The 24,686-nt window shown below is 63.3% G+C and carries 25 protein-coding genes; 9 read left to right on the top strand and 16 right to left on the bottom strand.

The window, feature by feature from the left end:
• Positions 1-114 precede the first annotated feature (114 nt).
• The 3 genes from WYS_RS14930 to WYS_RS14925 form a co-directional block, all read right to left on the bottom strand.
• Positions 115-1,077 carry a carbohydrate kinase family protein gene (locus WYS_RS14930; protein WP_019177898.1) on the bottom strand — a complete coding sequence of 321 codons (963 nt, stop codon included), beginning with the start codon at positions 1,075-1,077 and terminating at the stop codon, positions 115-117.
• 82 nt (positions 1,078-1,159) lie between these two features.
• A complete protein-coding gene (mvaD, locus tag WYS_RS09310; protein ID WP_019177897.1) occupies positions 1,160-2,119 on the bottom strand; it encodes a diphosphomevalonate decarboxylase in 960 nt (319 codons plus the stop codon).
• On the bottom strand, positions 2,116-2,520 hold the full coding sequence (locus WYS_RS14925; RefSeq protein ID WP_019177896.1) for an archease: 405 nt from the start codon (positions 2,518-2,520) through the stop codon (positions 2,116-2,118). The genes mvaD and WYS_RS14925 overlap by 4 nt, the downstream gene beginning before the upstream one ends.
• Before the next feature lie 82 nt (positions 2,521-2,602).
• Here WYS_RS14925 and nadX point away from each other — a divergent pair, with 82 nt between their 5' ends.
• Entirely contained in the window at positions 2,603-3,421 is an 819-nt protein-coding gene (gene nadX / locus WYS_RS09300) for an aspartate dehydrogenase (RefSeq protein WP_019177895.1), read from the top strand.
• Between the two features lie 52 nt (positions 3,422-3,473).
• On the opposite strand, the gene WYS_RS16335 is transcribed toward nadX, so the two are convergent.
• A complete protein-coding gene (locus tag WYS_RS16335) occupies positions 3,474-3,833 on the bottom strand; it encodes a hypothetical protein (RefSeq protein WP_019177894.1) in 360 nt (119 codons plus the stop codon).
• A gap of 138 nt (positions 3,834-3,971) precedes the next feature.
• On the opposite strand from WYS_RS16335, the gene WYS_RS09290 reads away from it, so the two are divergent.
• From WYS_RS09290 to WYS_RS09280, 3 genes are read left to right on the top strand one after another with little or no spacing between them, the layout of a single operon-like run.
• On the top strand, positions 3,972-5,060 hold the full coding sequence (locus WYS_RS09290; protein ID WP_019177893.1) for an aminopeptidase P family protein: 1,089 nt from the start codon (positions 3,972-3,974) through the stop codon (positions 5,058-5,060).
• Positions 5,060-6,436 (top strand): TldD/PmbA family protein, encoded by a 1,377-nt coding sequence (locus WYS_RS09285; RefSeq protein ID WP_019177892.1) that lies wholly within the window; start codon positions 5,060-5,062, stop codon positions 6,434-6,436. Before WYS_RS09290 ends, WYS_RS09285 begins: the two co-directional genes overlap by 1 nt.
• The gene (locus tag WYS_RS09280; protein ID WP_019177891.1) at positions 6,437-7,834 is read left to right on the top strand and encodes a TldD/PmbA family protein; all 1,398 of its coding nucleotides are present in this window, start codon (positions 6,437-6,439) and stop codon (positions 7,832-7,834) included.
• A 75-nt stretch (positions 7,835-7,909) separates the two neighbouring features.
• On the opposite strand, the gene WYS_RS09275 is transcribed toward WYS_RS09280, so the two are convergent.
• The 3 genes from WYS_RS09275 to WYS_RS09265 are packed head-to-tail and all read right to left on the bottom strand — an operon-like array spanning position 7,910 to position 10,265.
• Positions 7,910-8,422 carry a hypothetical protein gene (locus WYS_RS09275; protein ID WP_019177890.1) on the bottom strand — a complete coding sequence of 171 codons (513 nt, stop codon included), beginning with the start codon at positions 8,420-8,422 and terminating at the stop codon, positions 7,910-7,912.
• Between the two features lie 4 nt (positions 8,423-8,426).
• Positions 8,427-8,801: a cyclophilin-like fold protein gene (locus tag WYS_RS09270; protein ID WP_019177889.1), complete on the bottom strand. Its 375-nt coding sequence runs from the start codon at positions 8,799-8,801 to the stop codon at positions 8,427-8,429.
• Positions 8,802-8,831: 30 nt separating this feature from the next.
• Entirely contained in the window at positions 8,832-10,265 is a 1,434-nt protein-coding gene (locus WYS_RS09265; RefSeq protein ID WP_147654312.1) for an MFS transporter, read from the bottom strand.
• 202 nt (positions 10,266-10,467) lie between these two features.
• Between WYS_RS09265 and WYS_RS09260 the strand changes: the two genes are divergently transcribed.
• Both WYS_RS09260 and WYS_RS14920 read left to right on the top strand, forming a co-directional pair.
• Positions 10,468-10,989 carry a V4R domain-containing protein gene (locus tag WYS_RS09260; RefSeq protein ID WP_019177887.1) on the top strand — a complete coding sequence of 174 codons (522 nt, stop codon included), beginning with the start codon at positions 10,468-10,470 and terminating at the stop codon, positions 10,987-10,989.
• Entirely contained in the window at positions 10,986-12,830 is a 1,845-nt protein-coding gene (locus WYS_RS14920) for a PAS domain-containing sensor histidine kinase (protein WP_049796318.1), read from the top strand. Before WYS_RS09260 ends, WYS_RS14920 begins: the two co-directional genes overlap by 4 nt.
• 6 nt (positions 12,831-12,836) lie before the next feature.
• On the opposite strand, the gene ilvC is transcribed toward WYS_RS14920, so the two are convergent.
• From ilvC to WYS_RS09235, 4 genes are all read right to left on the bottom strand, one after another.
• On the bottom strand, positions 12,837-13,826 hold the full coding sequence (gene ilvC, locus WYS_RS09250) for a ketol-acid reductoisomerase (protein WP_019177885.1): 990 nt from the start codon (positions 13,824-13,826) through the stop codon (positions 12,837-12,839).
• Positions 13,827-13,841: 15 nt separating this feature from the next.
• Positions 13,842-14,207: a hypothetical protein gene (locus WYS_RS09245; protein ID WP_019177884.1), complete on the bottom strand. Its 366-nt coding sequence runs from the start codon at positions 14,205-14,207 to the stop codon at positions 13,842-13,844.
• Positions 14,198-15,868, bottom strand: a complete 1,671-nt coding sequence (gene ilvB / locus WYS_RS09240; protein WP_026068987.1) for a biosynthetic-type acetolactate synthase large subunit — start codon at positions 15,866-15,868, stop codon at positions 14,198-14,200. The genes WYS_RS09245 and ilvB overlap by 10 nt, the downstream gene beginning before the upstream one ends.
• Positions 15,869-16,159: 291 nt before the next feature.
• Complete coding sequence (locus WYS_RS09235) at positions 16,160-16,327, bottom strand: hypothetical protein (protein ID WP_236993854.1); 168 nt, start codon at positions 16,325-16,327, stop codon at positions 16,160-16,162.
• A gap of 230 nt (positions 16,328-16,557) precedes the next feature.
• Between WYS_RS09235 and WYS_RS09230 the strand changes: the two genes are divergently transcribed.
• Positions 16,558-17,574, top strand: a complete 1,017-nt coding sequence (locus WYS_RS09230) for a type II glyceraldehyde-3-phosphate dehydrogenase (protein WP_019177881.1) — start codon at positions 16,558-16,560, stop codon at positions 17,572-17,574.
• A gap of 76 nt (positions 17,575-17,650) precedes the next feature.
• Here the strand turns inward: WYS_RS09230 and WYS_RS14915 are convergent, their stop codons facing one another.
• Both WYS_RS14915 and WYS_RS14910 read right to left on the bottom strand, forming a co-directional pair.
• A complete protein-coding gene (locus tag WYS_RS14915) occupies positions 17,651-18,718 on the bottom strand; it encodes a TerC family protein (RefSeq protein ID WP_049796317.1) in 1,068 nt (355 codons plus the stop codon).
• Positions 18,719-18,839: 121 nt separating this feature from the next.
• On the bottom strand, positions 18,840-19,655 hold the full coding sequence (locus WYS_RS14910; protein WP_187120181.1) for an HNH endonuclease: 816 nt from the start codon (positions 19,653-19,655) through the stop codon (positions 18,840-18,842).
• 67 nt (positions 19,656-19,722) lie between these two features.
• On the opposite strand from WYS_RS14910, the gene WYS_RS09215 reads away from it, so the two are divergent.
• Complete coding sequence (locus WYS_RS09215; protein WP_019177878.1) at positions 19,723-20,115, top strand: response regulator; 393 nt, start codon at positions 19,723-19,725, stop codon at positions 20,113-20,115.
• Between the two features lie 104 nt (positions 20,116-20,219).
• On the top strand, positions 20,220-21,440 hold the full coding sequence (locus tag WYS_RS09210; RefSeq protein ID WP_019177877.1) for a phosphoglycerate kinase: 1,221 nt from the start codon (positions 20,220-20,222) through the stop codon (positions 21,438-21,440).
• Here the strand turns inward: WYS_RS09210 and WYS_RS09205 are convergent.
• Genes WYS_RS09205 through lysA form a run of 3 tightly spaced genes read right to left on the bottom strand, consistent with a single transcriptional unit; the run spans position 21,437 to position 24,685 of the window.
• Complete coding sequence (locus WYS_RS09205) at positions 21,437-22,567, bottom strand: aminotransferase class I/II-fold pyridoxal phosphate-dependent enzyme (protein WP_019177876.1); 1,131 nt, start codon at positions 22,565-22,567, stop codon at positions 21,437-21,439. The genes WYS_RS09210 and WYS_RS09205 overlap by 4 nt on opposite strands.
• A 28-nt stretch (positions 22,568-22,595) precedes the next feature.
• On the bottom strand, positions 22,596-23,429 hold the full coding sequence (dapF, locus tag WYS_RS09200; RefSeq protein ID WP_019177875.1) for a diaminopimelate epimerase: 834 nt from the start codon (positions 23,427-23,429) through the stop codon (positions 22,596-22,598).
• On the bottom strand, positions 23,426-24,685 hold the full coding sequence (lysA, locus tag WYS_RS09195) for a diaminopimelate decarboxylase (protein WP_019177874.1): 1,260 nt from the start codon (positions 24,683-24,685) through the stop codon (positions 23,426-23,428). The genes dapF and lysA overlap by 4 nt, the downstream gene beginning before the upstream one ends.
• Position 24,686: the final 1 nt, after the last annotated feature.

Below are 24,686 nucleotides of genomic sequence, written 5' to 3'. Positions count from 1 at the left end.
GGGCCTCAGGTTCATCTGGTCCTTCCCTCCACCGTACAGACACGCATCCGTTAATTGAATTTTTCTATGGGGGAGCGACATGCTGGTAACATCCTCTCGTCCGGGCCGCCGCATCTACGCCAGCTCCGAGGCATATCTCCTGAGGAACCTTTCATCAGGGTATCCGCTGCGGCCATATGACGCTATGCTCAGCGCGGCGGCGGCCGAGGCGATTTCCCCGCACACCTCTAGGGTGGCGCCGTCGAGGTATCCGGCCAGGAACCCCGCCGCGTACACGTCCCCCGCTCCGGTCTTATCCACCACCACGGTCCTCTTCGCCGGCACCTCGATCTCGGAGTTCTTGGTGATGATCCATGAGCCCCTCTCCCCCCGAGTGCAGGCGACCACGTTCGGTCCCACGTCCAGCAGCGCCCTGCTCCCTTCCTTGGGCCCCAGGCCGGTCAGCAGCTCGACCTCCCGGTCGTTGACGAACAGGATGCGCGACCTGGCGACGAGATCGCGCATCTGCTTCAGGCCCCTCCTGGCGTACCTCTCCCCCGGAGCAAATGACACGTACACCTGGTCGTCCAGCTGCTCCACCAGGCGCTTCTGCGCGTTGAGGGGATTGTCCCCGGCGAACGAGCTGAGGTGCACGAACTTGGAGGAGTTGAGGAACCCGACATCGTCCTCGGTGAAGGAGAAATACTCATTGGCGTTCGGCAGGACCAATAATGAGCGGTCCCCGCCGTGCAGCATGGAAACGCACATGCCGGATTTTTGGAATTTCTTGACCCGGGAGGTGTCCGCTCCCTCCATGGACCTGAGGAGGAACTTCCCATGGTCGTCCTTGCCCACCACGCCGAGGAACCCGGTATCGTAGCCCATGCGGGACAGCGCGGCGACGGTGTTCGCGGCGGATCCGCCCCCGCTGCGGCCGACCAGCTTGCCGCGCCTGCCCAGGTCGTCGGAAACCTCGGTGAAGGAAGCTTCATCCAGGAACGCCTGGCCGCCCGGCTCGAACCTGCGGCCCGCGATGCTCAGGTCGGGAACCTCGTAGAACAGGTCCACGTTCAGGGCTCCAACTCCGATGACGTCCATGAAATGGACCTAATCAAATGCTGTTTAAAATACGTTGGGTGATGACGGTCCCCGCCGGGGGTCCGCAGAGATGCAGGCGATCTCAGAACAGGTGCTGCGCCTCAACCCTGGCGGGGCCGCCCACCGAGCAGGTCATGGTCCTGATGCCCAAGCCTTCGATCCTCCCCCGGATCAGGTCCACGTCGGCGGCGTGGGCGTTGATGTAGACCGTCGCCCCGGTATCGATGGAGAAGTAGCACCTCACCCCTTCCTGCCGCATCGCCTTGACCTCGAGGATCACCTTCACCGTCTCCGGGCGCCACAGCACCATCTCGTCCGCCCCGGTCATGGTGATGCCGTGCAGGAGCAAGGTGTCCGTTTCGGCCAGCCTGCCCATCTCGTCCACGTCCCCCCTGCGGACGGCATCCTCCATCCTGTCCAGGACCGTCGGCACGTACTCCAGCCGGGCCTTGAAGAACGGGGAGCTGAGGACGTCCTTGTGCGCCAGCTCGGTGAACTTGTGCGCCGGGACCAGCGCCACCAGCATGGCGAGGTCCATGTCCCCGGGATGGGGGACCTCCTTGGATATGGAGTCCCGGTCCCCCGTCCCCGCGTACCACCGGGAGAACCCTCCGGTCACGGCGCGGGACGCCGAGCCCGCTCCCCGGCGGGCATAGCGGGATAGCTCCTCGAGCGATAGCTCAAGACCAAGCGCGGCAGCGGCAGCGACGGTCAGCGCGGCGAAGCCCGAGGCCGATGCCCCCAGCCCGATGTTGGACGGAAAATCGTTCAGCGACACCATCCTCATCCCGGAGCGCTCGCCGGCCTCCTCGCGCAGAGGGTCGATGACGTCCCGGATGCGCTCCATGTCCCGCTCCGAGGCCTGTACCCGGTCGATGGTGGCGTGGTCGTGCTCATGACCGAACTCCACGGTGGTATGGGTGTGCATGGGGGCGGTACAGACAGAAATGGAATCGTGGAACGGGAGCCTGAGCCCCTCGTCCCTGAGGCCGTGGTACTTGATCAATCCCTGGATGGGGTGGGCGGCGGCGGAAGCTTTCATACATCAAATAGGACGGTGACCGACGGCTCGGTCACGTCGACCTCCAACATATGATAGGTCACCGCCTTTATCTCTGTTTTCGGCTCGTGCTTGGCAGGGTCGAAGGGCTCCCCCCTCGCCCGGCACCGGAGCTTTTTGTCGCCGAGCTCGACCTCGAACTCCACCAGCGCGAGGCGCCTGGCGTCGAAGATGAACAGTTCCTCGGACAAGAAGCTGTACAGGAGGTCCTCCATGGTGTCGCCCTCGGCCTCGATGATCGTACTATCCCTCGCCTCGACCCTGGAAGCGTCCAGCATGGTATCCGTCATCGCGTACGCGGCGTTCTCGAAGCACTCCTTCAGGGTGGAGCCGTGGGCCTTCACCATGACGTCGGCGGTGTGCTCGAGCCTCTCGTACCTCATGCGTCCCAATCGTAGCCTGGGATGATAAATTATTTGCCGCCGGGGACAGAGGTATATACATCTCTAGCGATGAGGCCACCTAATGCGCATATTGATCATCGGCACCGGGTCCATCGGCTCGGTGCTGGCCAAGGCTGTGCATGATATGCCAGAGGTCGACAGGGTCTACGTCACCGACCAGAGCAGGGACTACGCGGTCCACCTGATCGAGTCGCTGGAGAAGGCGCAGTACGTGGACCACACCAACGGGCAGCTCGCGAAGGTCCTGGGAGAGGTGGACCTGGCGGTAGAGGCCGCCACCCAAGAGGCGGCCAAGAAGTACGTGCCGTTCGTACTGGAGAACGGCGCGGACATCATGGTCATGAGCGTGGGGGCGTTCTCGGACGACGCCTTCAGGGAGAAATGTTTCACCCTGGCCAAGAAGCACCGCTCCAGGATCTACGTCCCCTCCGGCGCCATCTGCGGCACCGACGGCCTGCACTCCGCTGCGGCGGCGGGCATCAGCGAGGTGCGCCTGATCACCCGCAAGGGGCCCAAAGGCCTTCGCGGCGCTCCCGGCCTCGCGATGCGGGGCATCGACGTCGACTCGCTGACCGAACCGGCAGTGGTGTTCGAGGGCAACGCCCGCGACGCCTCGTCCCAGTTCCCCAAGAACCTCAACGTGGCGGCGACCATCTCGCTCCTCGGGGTCGGCTTCGATGAGACCAAGGTCACCATCATCTGCGATCCCACCGCGGAGAAGAACTCCCACACCCTGATAGTGAAGGGCGACTTCGGTGAGCTCCGGTGCGAGACGCAGAACCTGCCGTCGCCGAAGAACCCCGCCACCAGCTACCTGGCCGCGCTGTCGGCGGTGGCGGCGATAAAGCGCATCCTAGGCAACGTGTGGATCGGCGTCTGAGCGGACGGTAAAGAACAGGAAGAGGTTTGCGGGGATTTCAGCGGAGAAGGGCTTACTTTTTCTTCTTCGCGGCTGGCTTCTTCGGAGCCTTAGGGGCCTTCGGAGCGGCCTTGGGTTTCGCCTCCGCCTTCTTGGGCGCGGCGGCCGCCTTCTTGGCAGCGGGCTTCGCGGCCGGCTTGGCAGCCTTGGTAGCCTTCTTGGGCGCCTCGACCTCCACGACCTCGACCTCTTCCTCCTCATCGACCTCCTCGTAGTCGAGGAAGTCCAGCATGGCATCCTCCAGGTCGGTAAGGATGGTCACGGCCTCGTCCTTCTTCCCCTTGTCCAGCAGGTCAAGGGCTTCCGACACCATGTCAAGCATGCTCTCCATCTCATTGTCCAGGTCCTCGAATGCGGTTCCAAGTGTGACCATGTGATTCACCTTTTATTGCAATTGATATAACATTCCGGCTTTGTATATAAATGCTTAGAATTCGGACCGTTCCGGCGATGCCACACGTTCGTGATTAAGTATTTCCGAGCAAGGGTCAATCATGAAGCGAGTGAACCCATGAAAGAAAGGGTCTTGCGCATCTTCTCGAACCTCGCCGAGCCGGTGGACGCTATTCTGCTGATGAACGACCAGGAGCCTATGGCCGACGCGGGGTTCTTCTACGCCGCCGGTGTCGAGTCAGGATTGTTCGAAGAGTGTCCGGCCATCCTGTGGCCGGACGGCAGGGTTCAGCTCCTCACCTCCCGGTTGGAAGAGACCTCGGCGAGGGCCTCGTCGGCGGACATCCAGGTGTTCTTCTCCTCGGCCGAACGGGAGGCGCTTCTCCAGGAGGCGCTGAAGGGTGTCAAGAGACTTGGCATCAACGGGCCGGGGATCACCTGCCGCGGGATGAGGGCGGTGGAGAAGGCCGTCCCCGAGGCGAGGTTCGTGGATGTCGAGCAGGCCATCGGCAGGGCCCGGATGATCAAGGACCGCAAGGAGGTGGAGAACATCCGGGAGGCCTGCCGCATCGCGTCGAGGGTGGCGGACCAGATCCCCGACTTCCTCCGGCTCGGCATGCCCGAGTACGAGGCCGCCGCCGAGATCGGGTACCGCATGCAGAAGATGGGGGCGTCGTCCGTCTCCTTCGATACCATCGCCGCGTTCGGTCCCGGGTCCGCGGAGCCGCACTATGTGCCCGGGGACCGCAGGCTGGAGGCCGGGGACCCGGCGCTGTTCGACTTCGGGTGCAAGTACCGCCGGTACTGCTCGGACATCACCCGGACCTTCCTCGCCGCTTACCAGGAGAAGCAGGCCAGGCGCATGTACGAGGTGGTGCTGGAAGCGCAGAGGAGAGCGATCGGAGCGGTGCGCGCCGGCGTGGCCGGCTCTGATGTCGACGCCGCCGCGCGGTCGTACATAGATTCCACCGAGTTCAAGGGGAGGCTCATCCACTCCACCGGCCACGGCCTTGGCCTCAACGTCCACGACGGCGGGAGGCTGGCGCCCAACATCGACCTGGTGCTGGAGGAGAACATGATCATGACGGTGGAGCCGGGAGTGTACTTGCCGGGTGTGGGAGGCGTCAGGATCGAGGATGATGTCAGGGTGACAAAGGACGGATGCGAGGTGCTGACCTCGGCGAAGAGGGAGCTGCGGGTGATCTGATGGAGGACGTGCTGGAGAAGGCGGTGGAGAGGATGCGCGACCTGGGGGCGGGGTTCTGCGATGCCCGGTTCCAGGACAGTTCCGGCCTGTCGATAAGGATGTCAGATCGGGAGGTCCGCACCCTGGCGGACAGCCGGCTGGCCGGCGTATGCCTCCGGGCCCGCGTGGGCGGTTCCTGGGGCTACGCCTCCGCGGTGAGGACGGACCGGAGGACGCTCCTTCAATTGGCGGAAGAAGCCGTCGCATCGGCCCGCTCCGGCACCAGCCCGGGAAAGGGGATACCGGAGCAGCTGGCCAGGACCGGGACGTACCAGGCCAAGGCGCGCATCCCCCCGTCCTCGGTGCCGGTGGAAGAGAAGCTCGCTCTCGTCAGGGACCTGGACAAGGCGCAGAGGACCTCGCCTAAGATCATCAACACCAACTCCACCTATCTCGAGGGGGCCAGGACCACCGTGCTGGTCAACTCCTTCGGCTCCCGGCTGAGATGGGAGGACTCCCGCATCCGCCTGATGGCGATGAGCATCGCCTCCGACGGCGGGCGCAAGGAGATGTACTGGAACTTCACCGACGGTACTGGGGGAATGGAGCTGCTCCGGCAGTGCGACGTCAATGAGATGGGCTCCTCCGCGGCCAAGGAGGCCATCGTGCAGCTCGGGGCCGTCAAGCCTCCGTCGGGAGAGGTCACCTGCATCACCGACCCCGTGGTGTCAGGGCTTCTCGCCCATGAGGTCATGGGCCATGCCTCGGAAGGGGACGAGATCGTGAAACGCCGCTCGTTCCTCACCGACATGGTGGGAAATGAAGTGGCGAACGAGCAGATCACCATGGTCGACGACGGGACCGTGGAGGGCGCCTACGGCACCCTGCGGTTCGATGACGAGGGCACCCCGTCATCGCGTACGCTCATCATCGAGGACGGGGTCTACCACGGCTACATGCATTCTCTGGAGACCGCCGCCGAGATGGGGGTCCCTCCCACCGGGAACGGCCGCGCCCAGGATTTCGGACGGAGGATGTGGGTGCGCATGACCAACACCTTCTTCGAGGCCGGGGAATGGACGCTGGAGGAGATGATCGAGGATGTGAAGTTCGGCGTCGTCACCGACAAGATGGTCAACGGCATGGAGGACCCCGTGGGCGGGGGCTTCGAAGCGAAGTCGCTGCGCGGTTTCCTTATCGAGAACGGCGAGGTGACCAGGCCGGTGCGCTCCATGACGCTGACGGGAAAGGCGCTGGACATACTGAGGACCACCGATGCAGTGGGGGACAGGACCCAGCTCGACGCCGGCACCTGCGGCAAGGGCAACGAGGATTTCGTGCCGGTCTCGTCAGGAGGACCGTACTGCCGCTCCCGCATCACAGTAGGGGGCGATTGAATGGACCTCCGGGAGCTGGCGGAGGCAGCCTTGAAGGAGGCCGGGAGGAGCGGGGCGTCGCAGGCCGAGGTCTTCGCCTCCGTGGCGCGGACCGTGAGCGTGTACGTCGACGACGGCCGCATCAAGAACGCCGAGGAAAAGAGCGACCAGGGGATCGCGGTGAGGGCGCTGAAGGGACGGAAGATCGCGCAGGCCTCCTCGACCTGCATATCGGCGGAGGAAGCGGAGCGGTGCGCCCGAGCGGCATCCCGCCTCGCCGACCTCACCCCCGCCTCGCGCGCCTATGATTCGCTGCCGCACCCCTTATCGTCAGCAGCGGGCGTGAACAATCTCGACCCCAGGGTAGTGGACCTCCAGGCCGGGGAGCTGAACGAGATCGCCATGGAAGTGGCCGCCGCGGCGTCGGACCGCGGGGTCAAGGTGCCCAAAGGCATGGTCCGCGCGGGAAGCGTGACCACCTTGGTCCTCAACTCCAACGGGGTGGACATCGCCCACGACAACACCCTGGTGTACTCGGAGTTCGGCTCCATGGCCGACGGCCCGTCCCCGGGCGAGGGGGTCAAGAACTTCACCTCGCCCCGCCTGTCCGACCTCGACCCTACGAAGCTCGGCGCCGAGCTGGCGGAGCAGGCCAAGGCGGCAAGGGACGCCAAGGCCCTGAAAGGTTCATCGAGGCTGCCGGTGCTGATATGCCCCGGCGAGCTGGGAGAGATGTTCGACCTCTCCGTGGGCACGGCCGCCAGCGGCGAGAGCGTGAACAAGAAGCGCTCTCCGTGGACCGGGATGGAGGGAAAGGAGGTGTCGTCGAGGAGCGTCACCGTGCTCGATGACCCCACTGACCCGAGGGCAGTGCTCTCCGCGCCGTACGACGACGAGGGGGTGCCCGCCTCGCCGAAGAAGATCATCGAGGACGGGGTCCTGAGGACCTTCCTGTACGACAGCTACAACGCCGCGGTGGCCGGGAAGAGGCCGTCCGGCAACGGGGTGAGGCGGAGCGCGGTGAACTCGCAGTACCAGTTCCAGTTCCCGCTGACCGCGGGGCACTTAAACCTGGTGGTGGAGCCCGGCGCGAGGTCCCGGGACGAGATGATCGCTTCGCTCGACGAGGGGGCGGTGGTGGAGAAGTTCGCCCATCCCGACGTCAACGGCATCTCCGGCGCGTTCGCGCTGGAGGTGAGGCTGGGGCACCTGGTCAAGAACGGCTCCGTCGTCTCGCACTTCAAGCACGCCCTGCTGGTGGGCAACATGTACGAGGCGCTGAGGAATGTGCTGGAGATAGGGAACGACCCCGAAGCGGTCGGGTCGGTCATCGTGCCCTCGATGGTGTTCGACGGCCTGGAGCTGGTGGGGGCTCCTTCGATCAGTCCACATCCTTTCAGATATGGCAGCTCACCATGATCAGCGATGCCGACCGACCATTTCTCCAAGAGGTCCAGCGGCTTATGCCCTTACGCCGACCTCAGCCTTTCCTCTTTAAGCTCCCTTGATCCACTTGATGTTCGTCTCCATGATGCCGAACAGGACATCGCCGCTCATGCCGGACATGCGCGCGCCGAACGGAAAATGATGCTCGAGGTCCACGAACTGCTCGGTCTTCAGCGTGCCCTCGGGCCGCTGCTCGATGCGCATGTACCTCTCCACCTCCCGCTCCCCGAACGGCGTGGGCACCTTTTCCTTCCCGATCCTCTCGCCGTCATGGAGCACCGACCAGCCGGCCACGATGCCGCCCAGGTCGGCGAGGCTGCTCCCGTTCCAGGGGAACTTCAGGCGGGCCTTCTTCATGAACGGCACGCCCTTGGGAGTGACCTCGATCTCGTACTCGTGGTCCTTCTTGGAGATGACCTTGACCCCTATCGCGCCCTTGACCTCCTTGTCGCCGACGGTCCCGGTGACGGAGTAAATGATGTGGTCGCCCTTGTTGATGATGTCGTCCTTCCTTCTCGAAGGGGCGGAGATGAGGAAGGCGGTCGCGATCGCGGGCCGCATGTCCTCACGGCCTCCTGACCATCACCTTCATGCGGTCCCCTACCGCCTCGAAGCGGCGGGGGTCGCCGAGCAGCCTGCCCACCGGTGTCACGTCCGATATGGCCTCGGGGGCGCCGTCCTTGCTCGCCGGGGTGGGGCCGTAGAAAACGCACAGGGCCCGGCCGGTGGGCCAGTACGCCACCTCTCCCGGCTCCAGGACCTTCCTGCCGTTCTCCAGCCTGGTGACGTCCACCGGTATCTCGAAGTAGATCTCCTCGCCCCAGGCGTTGGTGCGGGCATCGAACGGCGCCGCCAGCCAGATGGCGTTCGCGGTGTCGGTATCGTTCAGCTCCACCTCGAAGTCGAGGTCGCCGATGAGGAGAAGGATGCTGCGGGACATGGTATCGTCGTCAGGAACGGGACATCGCCGTTAATTATTTTTCCTCCGGACCGACCGCACCAGCGCCGCGCTGATCAGCAGCAGGGCCCCGTTGAGCACGGCGGGGGCGGCCCATCCCCCGGTGAGGTCGCGCAGCGCTCCCGACACCACCGGCGAGAGGAGCGCGCCGATCTCCGCCACCAGGTTCCACATGCCGAACGCCTGTCCCATTGAGCCGAGGGGGGCCAGGTCCGCGGTGAGGGTCATGTGCACCGTCTGCATGGCTGCGAACGGCACCCCGATGGCAAATATCAGCACCCCGAGGACGAGGCGGTCGGCGCCTCCCAGGTGCAGGTACGCGCCCAGCAGGAGGACCAGCGCGGCGACCGCCGAGCACAGGAGCACGTACGGCCGTGTCCTGGCGCCCCCTCGCGCCCTGGCGCGATCGTAGATCCTCCCGCCCAGGGGATAGCCAGCCACGTTGGCGACGCCGAAGAAGCCGGCGTACAGGGCCGCTCCGGAGATGCCCAAGCTCGCGGACTCGGACACCAGGAGCAGGGCCCAGAACCCGAAGAACCACAGCGTGTACAGGATCGGGATTGCCGATACGTACATCAGCACCAGGTTGCGGTCCTTCAGCACCGCCGAGCTCTTCGCGCCCAGGAAAACGTAGATGACAGCGATGAGCACGCCGGCCACGGCGAGGACGACGGCTGCCTGGGCAACATCGCCGAGCCGGAGGTCGAGGGTCAGATAGAACGCGGCCATGATGGCGGCCAGGAACACCGCGCAGATGGCCAGGAGGCGAGAGAGCGGTCTTAGGTACCCGGAGCCTCCGTGGGGGTCCCTGACGAATTTCCACACCCCCAGGGCGACCAGGGCGGTCGGAACGGCGAATATGATGAACGGCAGGAACCACGAACTCTCCGCGCCCCACCATGATGCGAAGGCGTCCAGCATGACCGGCGTGGCTACCGTAGCGACGGTCAGGCCGACGGCCAGCCCGGCAAAGATCACTCCCTGGGCCAGCCCCCGGACCCGCTCCGGGGTCACCGAAGTGAGGAGGGCGCGGTCGTTGGAATAGTAGGCGCCTTCCACCAGGCCGGTGAGCACCCTGGCGGCTACGAAGGCGACCAGCGAGCGGGCGAGTCCAGTGATGAGCGTGGTGATCGAGGCCAGCGCCGTGCTCAGGACGATCATGACCTTGCGGCCATATTTGTCGCCCAGGTACCCCGCGGGGAACTGGGTGAGCATGTACCCGGCGAAGAACATGCCGTCGATGAGGCCGCCCAGCGCGTGGGGCATGGGGGCGTCGGAAAGGAAGGCGACGTTGTGCCCGATCATCCAGGAGACCACCGGCCCGGTGAGGCTGCGGTCGATGTAGCAGAACATCCAGGCCAGGAACAGCCACAGCCATACGGTGTGGTAGTGCTGCCAGCGGAACCCCATCGCCCTGTCCTTGTCGGCCCTGACGCGTGCTGCCAATCCTCGATCCTCCCGGTGACCGTTTCCTGGATTGGCAGGCTGGCAACGGCGAAACAATGCCTGTGGGAGTATCGGCGGAGTGTTAATAGTCCTTTTCGTCGCCGCGGGCCCGCGGCGCCTTGCGGACCGTAAGGCTCGATCAGAATCGCCTGAACTACTTGGTATCGATAACCTAAATTAACAGGGTAATAATCCCTTATCCATGTCCGAGAGTTCCAAGGGAATCACCTGGGTGAACCTGGGAGACCTGGGGGTCGGGCGTCCCAATATGGGCACCGGGACCGATGTGATGGTGTACCGCCTGTTCCAATTCTCGGTCCGCCACGTCCTGGAGGACCGTTTGGGCATCGAGCGCACCGAGGAGCTGATGAGGGAGGCCGGGGAGGTCGCCGGGAGGGCCTTCGCCGCCAGCCAGCTGGACAAGGACAAGCCGTTCTTCGAGTACGTTGCCGACCTGCAGAGGAAGCTGGCAGATCTGAAGGTGGGGATACTCCGGATAGAGAAAGCGGACCTGGAGAAGCTCGAGTTCGTTCTGACCGTCTCGGAGGACCTGGACTGCTCGGGCCTGCCCATCACCGGAAAACCGGTGTGCACCTTCGACGAGGGCTTCATCGCGGCGATAGCGGAGCACTACCTGGGCAGGAAGTTATCGGTCAGAGAGGTGGACTGCTGGGCCACCGGGGCCAAGACCTGCCGCTTCGAGGTCAAGGCAGTCGGGCAGTGAGGGAGGCCGGGCCTCTGAGAGATGACAAGGCAAGCCTAGATGACGTCACCGCCCTCTTGCGGGCCCTCAGCTCAGGCCGCCTTGACGATAGCAAAGCCCTCCTGGACCGGCTAAAGGGCTGGGCGCCCGATGACGGGGGCTCCAGGGAGCTGGCCGGGTCGGCGGTCGCCCTGGCCGAACAGATGGTCCTGACGTTCGATTTCCTGAACGCTCTGTCCGAGGGAAGATTGGACCAGGACCCTCCCAGGAACGTCCCGATGATGGGGCCGTGCAAGCAGCTCCACGCGAACCTGCGCCACCTGTTGTGGAACCTGGACCGCATCGCCGCGGGAGATTACTCCCAGGAGGTCGCGTACCTGGGCGATTTCACCGACGCCTACGCCGGCCTCACCGCCTCCCTGCGCCAGAAGCAGGAGCTAGAGGCCAGGCTGGGGGAGTCCGAGAGGCTGTTCCGGACCACCGTGACCGTATCGCCGAACCTAATGGCCATAACGGACCTCGAGGGAAGGATCGAGTTCATCTCCGACGCGGGGGTGAGGTTCATCGGCTGGCCCGAGAACGCCCTTCTGGGGCAGGACATCCTGCGCTTCGTGGTCCCCGAGCAGCGCGACCATGCCCGGGCGCTGATCGCCCGGGTGATCAGCGGGGAAGAGCTGGGGGAGCATGAGCTTCAGGCGATCGACGGTCTCGGCCATAGGATGAGGGTGGAGGTCGCCGCGGGCCTGGTGCGGGACCGGTCCGGCGACCCGGAGAAGATATTCCTGATAGTCAGGGACGTCACCTGGAAGAAGGAGCTGGAGGAGGAGCTCAGGCGGAGCGAGGAGAGGTACCGGACCTTGGTGGAAGCGGTCACCACTCCCATCTTCATCCTGGCGCCCGACACCCAGGTGCTGTACATGAACGAGATGGCCCGGCGGTTCCTTTCGCTGAGGGAGGGGGAGGAACCGGGCAAGTTCATCGATTATATGGACGAATCCTTCTTCCCCGCGCTCACCAAGACCGCTCTGGACCCCGGGAAAGATATGGAGGTGAGCGAGGTCCTGCTCCGGGACGCCGCCGGCCGCCGGGTCTGGGGCTATCTTTCGTTGAGGGAGTTCGAGTACGACGGCTCCAAAGCGCTGCTGGTCTCCTGCTCCGATATCACCGAGAGGAAGAAGGTAGAGGAGCAGTTGGCCCTGGCATCCCACAAGCTGGTGCTGTTCGGCAGCCTCACCCGGCACGACGTCCTGAACCTCGTCACGGTGCTTTCGGGCAACCTCCAGCTGGCCCAGGCCCACAGTTCGGATGACGCGACCAAGAGGTACTTAGAGAGGGCGGAGCAGGCCCTGGAGGGGATAAATCGGCAGATGGATCTCACCCGCGAGTACCAGCGCCTCGGGACCGTGGAGCCGGAGTGGATCGAGGTCCGGGCCATCCGCAATGAGCTGGAGGGCATGGAGCTGGGAGGGGCCGCGCTGTCGCTGGACCTTCCTGATGACGAGATACTGGCCGACCCTCTGTTCATCAGCTGTGTCAGGAACATGGTGGAGAACTCCATCAAGCACGGGGGAACCGTGCGCGAGATCACGGTGCAGGGGCGGGAGGGCGATAACGGGCTGGTAATATCGGTGCAGGACGACGGGAAAGGCATCCCCGCTCATGACAAGGAGAAGGTGTTCGAATGGAACTACCAGGGGCGCTCGGGGCACGGCCTGCATTTCATCCGCGAGGTGCTGAACATCACCGGGATGTCAATAAGGGAAACGGGCCAGGAAGGAACAGGGGCCCGCTTCGAGATAGTGGTTCCCCCGGGGTCGTACCGCAAGAGGTCCTGCCCCGGGAAATGGAAAAGAACGGAATGAAGGGTTTTACTTCCTCTCGAAGAGCGCGCGGATATCCTTGCCGACCGCCTCGACCTGCTTCTCCGACTCCTCTTTCTCGAGCCGCTTCATGTTCTTCAGGTCGACCTTCCACTCCTCAGACCACTCCTTGGCGAACTTCCCGGAGTTGATGTCCTCGAGGATCTTCTTCATGGCCTTCTTGGACTCGTCGTTGATGACCGCGTCCCTCCTGGTCAGTCCGCCGAACTCGGCGGTGTTGGAAACGGAGTCCCACATATGCATCATTCCGCCGGCCTGGATAAGGTCGACGATAAGCTTCAGCTCGTGAAGGACCTCGAAGTACGCGATCTCCGGCTTGTAACCGGCCTTGACAAGGGTCTCGAACCCCGCCTCGATCAGAGCGGTCACACCGCCGCACAGGACGGCCTGCTCGCCGAACAGGTCAGAGGTGGCCTCCTCGCGGAAGTCGGTCTCCAGAACGCCGGCCTTGGTGGAGCCAAGCCCCTTCGCCAGGGCCAGGGCTACTTGCTTCGCCTTTCCTGTAGCGTCCTGCTGCACTGCAATGAGCGAAGGAACACCGAACCCTTCCAGATAGGTCTGGCGGACCATGCGTCCCGGCGACTTCGGAGCGACCATGATGACGTCGTTCTTGGCCGGCGGGGCAATGCACTTGAAGGTGATGGCGAAGCCGTGGGCGAACTCCAGGGCCGCGCCCTCCTTGAGGTTGGGAGCGATCTGCTGCTTGTATACGCCCGGCTGCACTTCGTCGGGCAAAAGGACCATTACGACGTCCGCGCCCTTCACGGCAGCGGGGATCTCGGCGACCTTGAGACCGTCGCTGGAGGCCTGCCCCCAGGACTCTCCGTTCCTGCGGGCGCCGACAACGACATCAAGCCCGGAATCATGCAGGCACAGCGCCTGCGCGCGTCCCTGGTTGCCGTAGCCGATGACTGCGATCTTCTTTCCCTTCAATATGTTCAGGTCAGCGTCGGAATCATGATAGATCTTGGTAGCCATGCTAAACACCGGCTCTCAGTTCTTGCCGTCCTTATCAGGACTTTTGTATAAACAATGTTCGGCCGCCTTCTGCATCTCGCCAGCGCTCTTGTCCCCGCCGCACGCGATGATGAAGTCGGAGCCCTTGGTGGGTGACGACTCCCAGAAGCAGAAGTAATCGTCCTCGATGTACTCCGCGGTGTTCACGTCCTGCAGCGCCATCATGGCGTGGAGCAGCCGTCCGTTCATGGAGCCGGTGTCCGCCTCGATGATGATGGTGATGGTGCCCTTGGTCCTTGCCATGAAGGTCTTCTCGACCCTGATCTTTCTCCTTCCCAGCTCCACGAGGACCCTTTGGATGAGCCCTTGGGAGTCGTTGCCGACGATCTTTATCACTTCCATGTGCACCTACCTCTTATGACATCGTGGGCGCCCCCGCCCGCGGGGATCATGGGGAGGGCGTCCTCCTCCGCTTCAAGATGAATGTCGACCAGGTACGGGACTCCTGCTTTGTACGCATTGGTCAGCGCCTCTTTCAGCTCGGACGAGCGCTCGACGTGGACCCCGTCCGCGCCGTACGCCTGCGCTAGCTTGACAAAGTCGGGGTTGTTGTTGAGCTGCGTCCCGCTGTAGCGGGCATTGTTGAACAGCTTCTGCCACTGTTTGACCATGCCCAGCCAGCCGTTGTTGAACACGCAGACCACCACCGGGAGGTTCTCCGACACCGCAGTGGCGAACTCATGGGCGACCATCTGGATGCTGCCGTCGCCGGCGATATCAACGACGGTCTTCTCGGGGAACGCGCACTTGGCGCCCAGGGACGCGGGGAACCCGAAGCCCATGGTGCCGAAGCCGCCCGAGGTGATGAACTGCCTCGGATACTTGGCCTTGAAGAAGTGCGCCGCCCACATCTGATTCTGACCGACCTCAGTGAGCACGATGGCGTCGTGCGGCAGGGTGCGATTGATCTCGCAGATGGCGCTCTGCGGCAGGACCGGCGACGAGGTGAGGTCGATCTCGCAGGAGCAGTTGGCCACCATCTCGGCCACCCTCTCGGTCCAGGCGCTCTCGCCCCTCTGGGCGGCTAGGCTGTCTATGATGGCGGCGAGGGCCCTCTTGGCGTCCCCCACCAGGCGCACCTGGGTGCGGGCGGACTTGCCGGCCTCGCCGGGGTCTATGTCGATATGGATGATCTTGGTGGATAGCGGCAGCTCCGATTGGTTCCCGGCGCTGCGGTCGGAGAACCTGGTCCCGACCGCCAGAATGGTGTCGGCCTCCAGGAACGCCTTGCGCGCTGATTCCCTGCCATGCATCCCGATGATGCCGAGGCACAGCGGATGGTCCTCGGGGATGATCCCCTTGGCCATGATGGTGGTGGCGACCGGCGCCATCAGCATCTCGGCGAGCTTCATCACTTCCGGCCCGGCGTTGGACCATATGGCCCCGCCGCCGACCAGCAGCATCGGCCGCTCCGCGCTCTTGAGTATCTTGATGGCGTCAGAGAGGGCCGAGAAGTCCTCCAGGGCGGGCGGGGCGGAGAAGTCGGCCTTGTAGGCGTCCTCTGGTACCTCCGCCTTCTGCACGTCCGACGGCAGGTCGATGTGCACTGGCCCCATCCTTCCGCTGGTGGCGATGGCCACTCCTCTCTTGACCGCCTCGGGGATGTCCCGGGGGCTGAGGACGCGGAAGTTGTGCTTGGTGATGGGCATCATCAGGGAGAATGAGTCGGCCTCCTGGAACGCCTGGTTGCCCAGGGCGGAGGTGGTGACCTGGCCGGTCAGAACGAGCATGGGGGACGAGTCGACATAAGCGGTGGCGACGCCGGTCACCAGATTGGTGGAGCCGGGACCGGAGGTGGAGTCGCACACCCCGATCTTTCCGCTCGCTCTTGCGTACCCGTCGGCCATGTGGGCGGCGCACTGCTCATGGCGGACCAGCACATGGCGTATGTTGGACGAGAGCATATCGTCATACAGCGGGAGGGTGGAGCCCCCGGGGTACCCGAACATGACCTCGACCCCTTCTTGCTCTAACAGTGTGAGAACGGCCTTTGAACCTCTCAACAAATCACCTTTTTATCAATGAGCGAGGACACCCAAATCTGCTGGATGCCTCTACCTAATCAAGACTACCACTACGCCCAGAAGCAAAGAAACGGTGGCGCGGTTAGTGGTGGTCATCGATATCGCTAACCCAAATAAAGGCAATGGTATAAATACTCATGCTATGGGCTGGCAGTGTCGAAAATTCGTGTACTGGCTTGAAAAAAGCACGCCTATCGGCCTCTTCCGACAACGACTAATCCCTGGGCCATCTGCTCTCGTGACCCTGCGGGTAGCATACCACAAGGGTCGTCAGCCGCCCACTATTAAACTCGTGAGCATGCAGCTGAGATCAGCCTCGATTGTCCAATGACCTTCGGCCTCATCATTCGCTGCGTTCGGCTCGCTGACGCGGAGCCTGCCGCCTTCCCGCGTAGAGAAGGCGGCGATGTTCCTTGAGGCGTTCAAGTCGGCGTCCATATACTTAGCATGGTCCCTGTTCTCCTGACCTCGATCCAAGATACGCCGGCACGCCTGGTTGAGTGCGCTACAAGCGTATCGAGATTGTGAGGAACATCTGGTGAGAGATCAGCGACGATACAATTGGTATTTCTGGCTACATGCAATCCCACCTTTGGTCAAAGGTGGGTTTTCGGGGATACATATTAAAATATTCCAGTTATATTTGACAGAACGGAGGAGAGTTCAGAATGAAAGTCAGAGTCGGCGTCAACGGTTATGGGACCATCGGCAAAAGGGTCGCGTGCGCGGTGAAGGCGCAGGATGATATGGAGATCATTGGGGTCACCAAGACGAGGCCGTCTTACGAGGCCCGCTTGGCAGGCGCGGAAGGCTTCCCTCTCTACACCGCGAGCGCGGAGCAGACCGCCGCCTTCGAGAAGGAAGGCATCAAGGTGGAAGGGACCATCGAGGACCTGCTGGGCAAGGTGGACATTATCGTGGACGCCACCCCCGGCGGGGTGGGAGGGGACTACAAGGCCAAGTACGAGAAGGCCGGGGTCAAGGCCGTCTTCCAGGGTGGAGAGGACCACGGACTGGCGGGCATATCGTTTAACGCTTACGCCAACTACAGCGAGGCTTGGGGCGCGCAGTTCGTCCGCGTCGTCTCCTGCAACACCACCGGACTCGTGCGGACCTTATTCCCTCTGGACAAGGCCTTCGGCCTGGAGAAGGTCGCCGCCACCATCGTGAGGAGGGGCGCCGATCCCTCGGACAACAAGGGCTCCGCGCTTAACGCTCTGGAACCCGCGCTGAAGCTCCCCACCCACCACGGTCCCGATGTTCAGACCATCATGCCGTGGCTCAACATCACCACCATGGCCGTGAAGGCACCTACCACCTTGATGCACTTGCATTGCATCGTCGCCGACCTCAAGAAGCCGGCCAAGGACCAGGATATCCTGGCGGTGTGGGACAACGTCCCCCGCGTCAAGTTCGTCAGCGGCAAGCATGGCATCAAGAGCACCGCCCAGGTCATGGAGTTCGCCAAGGACCTGGGCCGCTCCCGCGGCGACTTCAACGAAATCGTGGTATGGCAGGACGGCGTGAAGGTCAAGGGCAACACCCTGTTCTACTACCAGGCGGTGCACCAGGAGAGCGACGTGGTGCCGGAGAGCATCGACTGCATCCGGTCCATGATGAAGCTCGAACCGGACGCCATGACGTCCATTCGCACCACGGACAAGACCATGGGCATCGGCAAATAAACTTCTTCGCTCTTCTCTCATCACAGCGGCGCAGGCGCCGTGCCCGGCCCGTAAAAAGGGCCGGGAACGTCCTCGCTTATTTCTTCTCCGTTTCCTCAAGCTCCTGGAGCGCCGGGCAGGTTTCGCCCTCCTTCTCCTCATCGCCCTCCAGCTCGCGCAGGGCGGGGCAGGAGCCGCCGGCCGCCGCGTCTTCCACCACCGGGCAGGTGCCGGTCTTCCTGGTCTTCAGCCAGGACGCGATGATCGCCACGCCTAGTATCAGGACGATGATGAGCAGCGAGATCTCCACCGGAACGTGGTAGATGTCGGCGATAAGCATCTTTATGCCCACGAAGGAAAGGATCCCCGCGAGGCCGTACTTGAGATAGCAGAACAGGTTCATGATGTGCGCGAGAGCGAAGTACATCGACCTCAGGCCGAGGATGGCGAACGCATTGGAGCTGAACACGATGAACGCATTGGTGGTGATGCCCAGAATGGCCGGTATCGAGTCCACCGCGAACACGATGTCGGTGGTCTCCACCACGATCAGGGCTATGAACATCGGCGTGCCCCACAGCACCATCTTCCCCGCGGAGTTCGGCTTTCGGACGAAGAACTTGTCGCCCTCGTAGCCGCTGGTGATGTTCATGAACTTCCGGAAGAGCCGGACCATCACGTTCTGGTCGGGATGGGAAACCTTCTCCTCCTTCTTGACCACCATCCTTATGCCGGTGAAGATCAGGAAGGCCCCGAAGATGTACAGCACCCAGTCGAACGCTTCCACCAGGGTGACGCCGGCGAGGATGAACGCGAACCGGAACACCAGCGCTCCCAGCACTCCGAAGAACAGCACCTTGTGCTGGTCCTTCTCCGGTACGCAGAACGATGCGAACACCAGGACGAACACGAACAGGTTATCGACGCTCAGCATGAGCTCCATGATATAGCCGGTGGTGAACTCCAGGCCGGTCTGGGGGCCCATGAACCAGTATATGCCGAGGTTGAACACCACCGCGGCGGAGATGAAGAATGCCACCTGCATCAAGGCTTCCTTGGGCTTGATCACGTGAGCCTTGCGGTTGAAGACTCCCAGGTCCATGGCCAGAAGTACGAAGATGCTCACAAGGAAAATGATCCACGCGGTAGCGCTCACGTCGGCCATTGTGCACCGTCCCTGGGTTCGAGGCCGTTCAGCCTCCATCACCCATTTAGTACTTTGGGCCCCTAAATCTTCTGAATATATAGGTTATTGCTAGAGAGCGGCGAAAGATCTCGCGCCCAGCTCAGTCCCGGGGGTCGTCCACGGCATCGTCGGAGTACCCTGCCTCCGCCAGACGGCAAAGTTCCTCCCTCCTGATCCTGCCCTCGGCGGTGCGCTTGACGGCCTGCTCGGCGGTGTACTCCCGATGGCACCGCGGGCACAGCGTCTTGAGGTTGCCGGGGTGATCGGACCCGCCGCTCGACCGGGCGATGATGTGATGGACCTCCAGCGACTCCCAGCGGTAGCCGCCTCTGCCCCGGCGCAGCGAGGCGTCGTACACCTTCCTGCGCCTGGCCTTGAAGTCCTCCCCGCAGTCCTGGCAGCGGTAGCGGTCCCGGCGCAGCACGGCGGTCTTGAGCTTGGTCCAGATGAGCCGCCTGATCAGGTCGGGAGTATCGTCGGAATAGGGGAGCTGGGTCGTTCCTTCCGGGTAGTACCTGGAGCCCTCGGGGAGCTCCTGGCGCATCCGCTTCAGAACCTCCTTCGCGCTATGCCACTCCTCGCACAGGCGCTGGGAGTTCGATCCCGCCCGGTGCCTTCGTCCGCAGCAGGGACACGGCACCGTCGGGAGCCTCACCGCATCCCCGTCCCATTCCCTCCATGGGCAGGCGTCGGCCAGCTCGGCATCGCACATGATCGGCCGGGTCTCCGAGCTGCCGTGAAAGACCAGGGCCGCCTCCCCTTCCCCCACCAGGCGGTTCGTGCCCAGCCAGCAGTAGCTCTCCCGCTCCGGGACCAGCCTGTGGCGGCAGGGGCGCATCCTCATCCGCCCGGGCAAGGGCATGCCGTGGCTTAATTTTGTCCGCCTCGCGCCGTCCTCCCCCGGGCCGTTGACCACGCTGTCACAGATTCAACAACTTTTATATATGGATACCATTTTGCCCGGAAAACAGCAGGCGAAACCCATGAAACCCCTTTTCGTTGACGATTCGTTCGAAGTATTAGAACTGGTCAGGTCGTATTTTCAAAATGAACTTTGCATAGATCTTCATACCACCAGGGATGAGCTGGAGGTCCTGCGCCTGGTAGCCTCCAAGGAAGTGGACGTGCTGATCGTCGACAACGATCTGCGCCCGGGCAGCGGCATTGACCTATATGCGGCCGTCAGGAACCTCGATTCCGATATCCCTTTCGTCCTGGTGGCGTTGTACCCGCCCACGGACCGAGTGCGGCGCTTCGTTCTCAAAGAGGGAGTGCCGATGGTCTACAAGAACGACATGGGAGCGGGCTTCCTGGAATCGCTGAGGAAGGTCGTGATGTCGCTCTCCCCGGCCCCCAACAGGGCGCACCATCGCTGAACCCCGCTTTCCCTGGCGCGGCCCCAGCCGCCGCAAAGATTTAACTTTCACTTCCAATATGGCGGTACCGCAAAGCTTGGGAGAGCTGTGGAACGGGGAGATAGATGAAGCAGTACAACACGTTGGATGATTTTCAGTTCGAGAACAAGACCGTCCTGCTGAGGGTGGATATAAACTGCCCCATGTCCAAGGAGACTCTGGAGATCACTGACGACAACCGCATCCGGCAGATAGTCCCCACTGTCAGGGAGATGGTGGACAAGGGGGCCAAGGTGGTCGTCCTGGCCCACCAGGGCCGCCCGGGGGACTGGGACTTCACTGACCTGACTCAGCATGCCCGCCACCTTTCCAAGTACCTCGGCCTGGAGGTCAAGTACGTCGACGACATCGTGGGCGAGACCGCTGCCGCGGAGATCAAGGCCATGCCCCGCGGCAGCGTCATCATGCTCAAGAACGTGCGGGAGCTGCCGTACGAGCAGGAGAAGAAGAGCATGGACCAGCACGCCCTCTGCGAGCTGGTGACCGTGCTTGCCCCCCTAGCTGATTACTATGTCAACGATGCATTCGCCGCCGCCCACCGCTCCCAATGCTCGCTGGTCGGATTTCCGGTGGTGCTCCCGTCCGCGGTGGGGCGTCTCATGGAGAAGGAGCTCACTGCCCTGCAGTCGGTGTTCGACGATCCCGGGCACCCCTCCGTGTTCATCCTGGGGGGAGCGAAGTTCGGCGATTCCATCAAGGTCATCGAGAGGCTGCTGAAGAGCGGCACCGCCGACTGGGTAATATTGGTGGGGCTGAGCGCCAACGCCTTCCTGACCGCCCGGGGAGTGAAGCTGGGCGAACCGTCCACCAAGATCCTGGCGAGCGAGCTGACCCCCGAGACCCTGGAGGCCGCCAAGCAGCTGTTCAAGGAGCACGGCGACCGCATCCTGTTGCCGTTCGACGTGGCGGTGGAGGTCGACGGGCAGAGGCAGGACATGATGGTCGGCGATCTCCCGGCCAATGTGCCCATCTACGACATCGGCAAATCCTCCATATCCAAGTTCGCCAAGGTGCTCGGCCCCGCCAAGACGGCGTTCATGTCCGGCCCTGCCGGCCTCATTGAGAAGGAGCAGTTCGCCCTGGGGACCAGGGAGCTGATGAACGCCATGGTGCACTCCAAGGCCTTCACGTTGATCGGCGGAGGTCACACCGTGGGAGCGGCCGAGAGGTTCGGACTTACAGAGAAGTTCTCTTATGTGAGCACGGCAGGCGGCGCCCTGGAGACCTTTATCCTGGGCAAGCCGCTGCCGGCGCTGGAAGCGCTGAAGAACGGGAAGAAGGCCTAAACCAGGACCTTCCTCATCCGTTCCAGCGCCTCTTCGATCCTTTCCTTCGGCTGGGTCAGGGCCATCCTGACGAAGCCTTCCCCGTTCTTCCCGTAGCCGCCTCCGGGCGTGACCACTACGCCGGCGTCGAGCATCTTGTTGGAGAACTCCGCCTCGCTTCCGCCCACGTCGAAGAACAGGTAGAAGGTGCCCTTGGGCATCTTGACATCAAAGCCCAGCTTCCGGAGGCCCTTGACCATGACGTTCCGGCGCGCCTCGTATACGTCCACGCAGTCCTGCACCATCTGGGGCCTCTTCCGCCCCTTGTACTCCCCGAGGGCCACGGGCATGGCCTTCTGGATGAACTTGGGCGCGCCGGAGTCAATCTGGGTCTTGATCTTCTTCAGCCCGGTGATGAGGTTGGCGTCGCCCACGGCGTAGCCGATGCGGTAGCCGGTCATGTTGAACGTCTTGGACAGAGAGCCGAACTCGACGGCCTGGCGGCCGAACTCCAGGATGGACGGGGCGACGTAGTCGTCGAAGGTCATCTCGGAGTACGGCGCGTCGTAGCACATGATGGTCTTCGTGTCGGCGCACCACTTCATGGCCTTCTTCAGGAACCCCGGGGTCGCGACCGCCCCGGTGGGGTTGTTGGGATAGTTCAGGTACAGCATCTTGGCGTCCTGGGGGAGCGAGTCGATGTCCGGCAGGAAATCGTCCCCGGCGTACAGGGGGAACTTCGCCGGCTGGGCGTCGCACAGCATCGTAGCGCCTTGCGCGTACACCGGATAGGCGGGGTCGGGGCACAGCACCTTGTCGCCGGGGTTGATGAACGCGCGGGCGATGTTGGCGAGGCCTTCCTTGCTGCCAAGGAGTATGACGACCTCCCGGTCGGGGTTCAGCTCCACGCCGAAGCGCCGGGCATACCATTCCGCCACTGCGACCCGGGCGTCCCTCTCCCCGGTCGAGGACGGGTACCGATGGTTGTCGGGATCGTCCAGCTGCTTCTTGATCTCGTCCACGATGGGCTTCGGGGTGGGCAGGTCGGGGTCCCCTACCCCGAAGTCGATGACGTCCACGCCTTCAGCCTTCTTGCGCTCCACCCTCTCTTCGATCTGCGCGAAGATGTACGGAGGTATGTTCTTCAATCGGTCTGCGAACTCGTAAGCCATATGATCACCAGTCTATCTCGCCCTGGAACACCCTCACCGCCGGCCCGGTCATGTGCACGGTGGAGAGGTCCTTCTTCACATTGATGGTAAGGTCCCCGCCGGGAAGGCGCACCTTGACGTCCTCGCCCAGCGGCGCGACGCCTTTCAGCCCCGCCGCCACCGCGGTGGCGCACGCGCCGGTGCCGCAGGCGTGGGTCCACCCCGCGCCGCGCTCGAACACCGAGACATTGAGCACACCGTCCCGGGGGCGCACGAACTCCACATTGGTCTTCCGGGGGAACATGGGGTGCGCCTCTATCTGCGGACCGAGCTCCCGGACCTGCGCGTCGATGAGCGGCTGGAATGTGATGAAGTGGGGGTTCCCCATGCTGACCGCGGTCCCCTGGACCTTCGTTCCGCCGACGTCGATGGTCCCGTCTATGAACCTGCCGTCGCACTTCATGGGGATGTCCTTGCAGTCGAGCCGGGGCGCTCCCATGTCCACGGTGGCCTCGGTCACCTCGCCCTCGTGCGCCTTCACCCTGATGCCCTTCATGCCGCCCAGGGTGTTGATGCGCATCTCCTCCTGCCGGGCGATGGCGTAGTCGTAGAGGTGCTTGGCGACGCATCGTATCCCGTTGCCGCACATCTCCGCCTCGCTGCCGTCGGAGTTCATGATCTTCATGTACGCGTCGGCGTCCCGGTCGGCGCGCACGTACAATATGCCGTCCCCGCCGATGCCGAAGCGGCGGTCACAGAGCGACCGCACGAACTCGGGGTCCGTGGGCACCTGGGAATCGAGGTCCTCGAAGAGGATGAAATCGTTCCCCAGGCCATGGTACTTCCAGAAGACCGTCATACCAATAGCCTCGAGGGCACCTTCACCTGGCGGAGCAGGTCCTCCAGGGTCTGCTTCTCCCGGATGAGGTTCATCTCGCCCTTGTGCACGAGCACCTCGCGGCACAGCGGGCGCATGTTGTAGTTGGAGGACATGGTGAACCCGTACGCGCCGGCATCGTAGGCCACGATTATGTCGCCCTCGTCGAGCTTCGGCAGCTCCCGGTCCTTGGCGATGTGGTCCCCCGTCTCGCATATCGGGCCGACGATGTCGTACTTCGCCTCGGCCGGCCTGTCGAACTTGTTGGCCACCGCGACACGGTGGTAGGAGCCGTAGAAGGCCGGGCGGACCAGGTTGTTGAACCCCGCGTCGGTCCCGGCGAACTTCTTATCGGGGGTGTCCTTGAGGTCGACCACTGTCGCTAGGAGCACGGTGCTGTCGGCGATGATGTAGCGGCCCGGCTCCACCACGATGGTCCTAGCGGTGGTGCCGGCCTTGATCCTTCCGGTAACCTCTTCCGCCAGGAGGTCAAGGTCCATAACGCTCTCCTCGGGGCGGTACGGAATGCCGATGCCGCCGCCGATGTCGATGAACTCCAGCTCGATGCCCAGCTTGGACTCCAGCTCCTGGGCTATGGTCACCAGGACCTCGGTCATCCGGATGAACGGCTCCACCGCCTGTCCGCCGGAGCCGATGTGGGCGTGAAGCCCCTTGGGCCGGAAGCCCAGCTCCAGCGCCCTGGCGTAGGCGTCGATGATCTGGTGCTTGGGCACCCCGAACTTGGTGGACTTGGCCCCGGTGATGACCTTTTCGCTGTGCCCCGATCCCACTTCTGGGTTCACCCGGAACGACAGCGGGAGCTCGGTGGTGATCTTGGACAGCCTTTCCAGCTCGGACAGCGAGTCCACGTTTATCGGCACCCTCTTTGACGACACTGCCCTGAGCTCGTCGTTGGAGACGTTGACGCCGGTGTAGAGTATGCGGTCCGGAGAGAATCCAGCGCGCAGGCAGGTCTCCACCTCCCCGATGGACACGGCGTCGATGCAGCTGCCCTCCTGCTCAAGTATGCGGAGTATGGCCAGGTTGGTGTTGGCCTTGCAGGCGTAGTTGATGCGGGTCGGCATCCGCTTGGCGAAGGCACCGTACACCGCGCGGTAGTTCTCCCTTACCGCGTCCTCATCGGTGACATATATCGGCGAGCCGAACCTCTTGACGATGTCGACGGCCCTGGCCCCGCCGATGAGCATCTGGCCGTCAACGTGCTCGAACTTTCTCATC

The organism is Methanomassiliicoccus luminyensis B10, assembly GCF_000308215.1.
GTDB classification, from domain to species: domain Archaea; phylum Thermoplasmatota; class Thermoplasmata; order Methanomassiliicoccales; family Methanomassiliicoccaceae; genus Methanomassiliicoccus; species Methanomassiliicoccus luminyensis.
This window is presented reverse-complemented; position numbering and strand designations above follow the sequence as displayed.